The 3,436-nt window shown below is 40.6% G+C and carries 1 protein-coding gene; it reads right to left on the reverse strand.

The window, feature by feature from the left end:
* Window positions 1–3,436, reverse strand: a 3,436-nt coding sequence (locus tag GY843_RS07740) for a hypothetical protein (protein ID WP_297308232.1), incomplete at both ends; no start/stop codon positions are given.

Below are 3,436 nucleotides of genomic sequence, written 5' to 3' on the forward strand. Positions count from 1 at the left end.
GTTGTTTTATAGAAACCAGTTTTACAAATAGTGTCTAGTGAAGGGCCTGCATCAGCTGTGGGGATTTGATCAATAATTAATGTGATTTCATCAAATACTGTATCTGAACATGGCGAAATACTGGGAGCTGCTAATGTCAGGGTTACTGATCCATTGGTAATATCTTCAATGCCTGGGGTATAAGTTGTATTTACCTGTGAGTCATCACCAAAATTACCATCTCCATCACGAGACCACACAGTTATATTGTTTTCGTTATCACTAACTGTTGCATGATCAGTTGTATAAGTATAACCTTCACAAATATATGCCGTTGAGGCACCCGTAGAAACGGTAGGTAATTTCTGGAGATACAGAGTAGTCTCATCCGATACTTCACTACAAGGAGATCCAGATGTGGGTTGTGCCGTTAATTTTAAGATAACATGACCAAGTTCAATATCTTCAGAAACGGGCTTATAAGTTGCGTCTGCTTTATCCGGGTTCTCAAAAGTCCCGCTCCCTGTTGTTGCTGTCCAAAGCAAATCATTGGAATTGGAAGCCCAAGCCCCAGGAATTAGATAATCAATACCTTCACATCTGGTAGCATCTTGCCCTGCATCCACTATAGGTGCTTTACTTATGGTAACCCTAATTGAATCCGTAGCTGCTGTAGAGCATGGACTAACCGGCTGTGCTGTCATCCGAAGATAAACAAAACCATTACTGATATCAGTTGTACTTGGCGTATATGTTGGCGTTAAGCTTGTTGCATCAGTTAAAGTTCCAGAAGAACCAGAGCTAGTCCAAAGAATAGTGGAGTAGGTTGTGGGGTCTTCGCTAACACCGGATACCGTAAATCCACTTTCGCAAATTACTTCATCAGCTCCTGCGTCAATTACCGGCTCTCCAATAATTGTTAAATAAATAGATTGAGTGGCTGTATTATCACATCCAGTTGTTTGATCACCGTACGCAGTTAACGTTAATCTTACACTACCAATAGCGATTTCTGTATCACTTGGATCATACGTTGTACTTGCAGTAGTCAAAGGGGTAAAAGTACCGGGGCTACCGTTGGTGTTGCTTGCCCATAAAACGGAAGATGCGTTTCCTACCGTTGGGGTTATATAAAACATCTCTGTTTCACAAATGATGCCAGTAGTTGACAGACTAATGGTTGGCAATGGGTCGACAGTCAATATCATTTGATCAGACGTTTCAGCTCCAGAACATCCAGTAGCAGTCAATTTTAATGTTACATCTCCAATATCAGCTGGCCCTGGATAATAAACAGGATTTAGACGATTGATGTGAGAAAAATAACCGGTTGCTGAAGAAGTTGTCCATACAAGGGTTGGGGAATTTTCTGCTGTCGCATATTCTAAATAATAACCGCCATTACCACACAGAGTAGCATCCACTCCTGCATATACATTTTCTGGATTCAGGCTGATGTCTGCTATTGTTAGTGTCATCACGTCTTTTGCTTCTGAATATCCTGAACATAGAGAATTAGTAGGGGTTACTGTTAATGTTAAAATTACGGATCTGTTAGTTATATCATCTGAGCCAGGAGTATATATTGGAAATCGAGCTTCATCGTCGTCGAAGGTACCATTTCCATTACTAGTCCAAAAGATGTCTCCATTTGTATATGAAGAAGTAGAAATTTTATAAATGTCTCCCCCACAAATTGTTGCATCAATTCCAGCATCTGCTGTCGGAGGAGCAATAAATGTTACCACCATTGCATCACTCTCTGACTCTGAGCAAGGAGTAAGAGCTTCACCTGTTATTTTTAAAATAACGCTGCCAATAAGATAATCGGTTGCACTTGGTGTATAAGTAGGATCAATCCGGTGTTCAGTACCACTAAAAGATCCAGATCCGCTAGTCGTCGTCCAAGTTATCCCGTCGGTATAGTTTTCACTTGCATTAGGAATATATACATCACTTCCCTGGCAAACATCATATATATGATCTCCTGCATATACAAATGGTTCGGGCTGAATGCTGAGGGTCATAACATCACTATAATCTGCACATGGAGCATTGGAGACCGTCATGGTTAAGTCAACATCTCCCAATTCACCGTTTGGATAATAAGTTGGGTTGGCTGTAGTTTTGCCAGTAAAATAACCAGACCCTCCCGTCGTCCATTCAATGCTTCCTTCACTTACAGTTATACCTGAAAAAGCATAAGATGTCTTTGATTCACAAATTGCTGCATTCTCTAGCTCATATGCTGTTGGAGGGGCAATAAATGTTACGTCTATGTCATCAGTGTATGACCCTGAGCAAGGATCAATAGCTGTAGCTGTCACTGTTAAAGTAACGCTGCCAATATTATAATCCTGGGCATCTGGATAATAAATAGGCTTTACCTTGGTTTCATCATCAAAATCTCCATATCCGTCATGTGTCCAAAATACAGTGCTGAGATCGCTTTTATTTGCATCTTCAAGAAATACATTGCTTCCCTGGCAAACATCTATATTGCTGCCTCCTGCATATACAAATGGTTCGGGCTGAATGGTGAGGGTCATATCATCACTATCAGCTGTACATGGAGCATTGGAGACCGTCATGGTTAATACAACAGATCCCGATTCACCGGATCCTAAATAATAAGTTGGGTTCTCCACATACTGGCTTGGTGAAAAATAACCAAGCCCTCCCGACCATTCAATACTTCCTTCACCTGCAGTTATACCTGTAAACTCATAAAATCCATCTGATTCACAAATTGTATCATCATATACAGTACCTGCTGTTGGAGGGGCAATAAATGTTATTTCCATTGTGTCAGCGTATACCCCTGGGCAAGGATCAGTAGCTGTAACTGTCATTATTAAAGTAACTCCTCCGTTATCATAATCGTTTGTACTTGGAAAATACCTGGGATTCACCAGGAATTTACTATTAAAATCTCCAGTTCCTTCACGCATCCAAATTACATTGTTGGGAAGGCTTGTATTTGCGCCTTCAATATATACATCGCTTCCCTGGCCTCCCCAGCAAATAGTTGTATCGCCTCCTGCATCTACACTTGGTTCGGGCTGAATGAAGAGGATCATTTGCTCACTAACATCTGTACATGAAGTACTGGAGACCGTTATGGTTAATACAACATCTCCCGATTCACCGGGTCCTGGATAATAAGTTGGGTTGGCTGTATTTCCCAAAAGAAACTGACCAATCTGCTGGTTAGTTTTCCATTGAATGGTTCCTGTACTTACAGTTATACCTTCAAAAGTATAAGATACATCTGACACACAAATTGTATCACGGGCACTAACGCCACTTATTGTAATTGGACATTGTGCATACACACTCGTAAAGCTGCTAGCTATTAGCAATAATATAAAAATGAGGATTTTTCCGAGGCAAGCATTTTTTTTCTGATTGCTGCTAGCCATATCTTTTAATTTTGCCATTTTAATAAGTAAGTGCA

Origin of the sequence: Neptuniibacter sp. (assembly GCF_024231755.1) — a bacterium.
Lineage (GTDB): Bacteria > Pseudomonadota > Gammaproteobacteria > Pseudomonadales > Balneatricaceae > Neptuniibacter.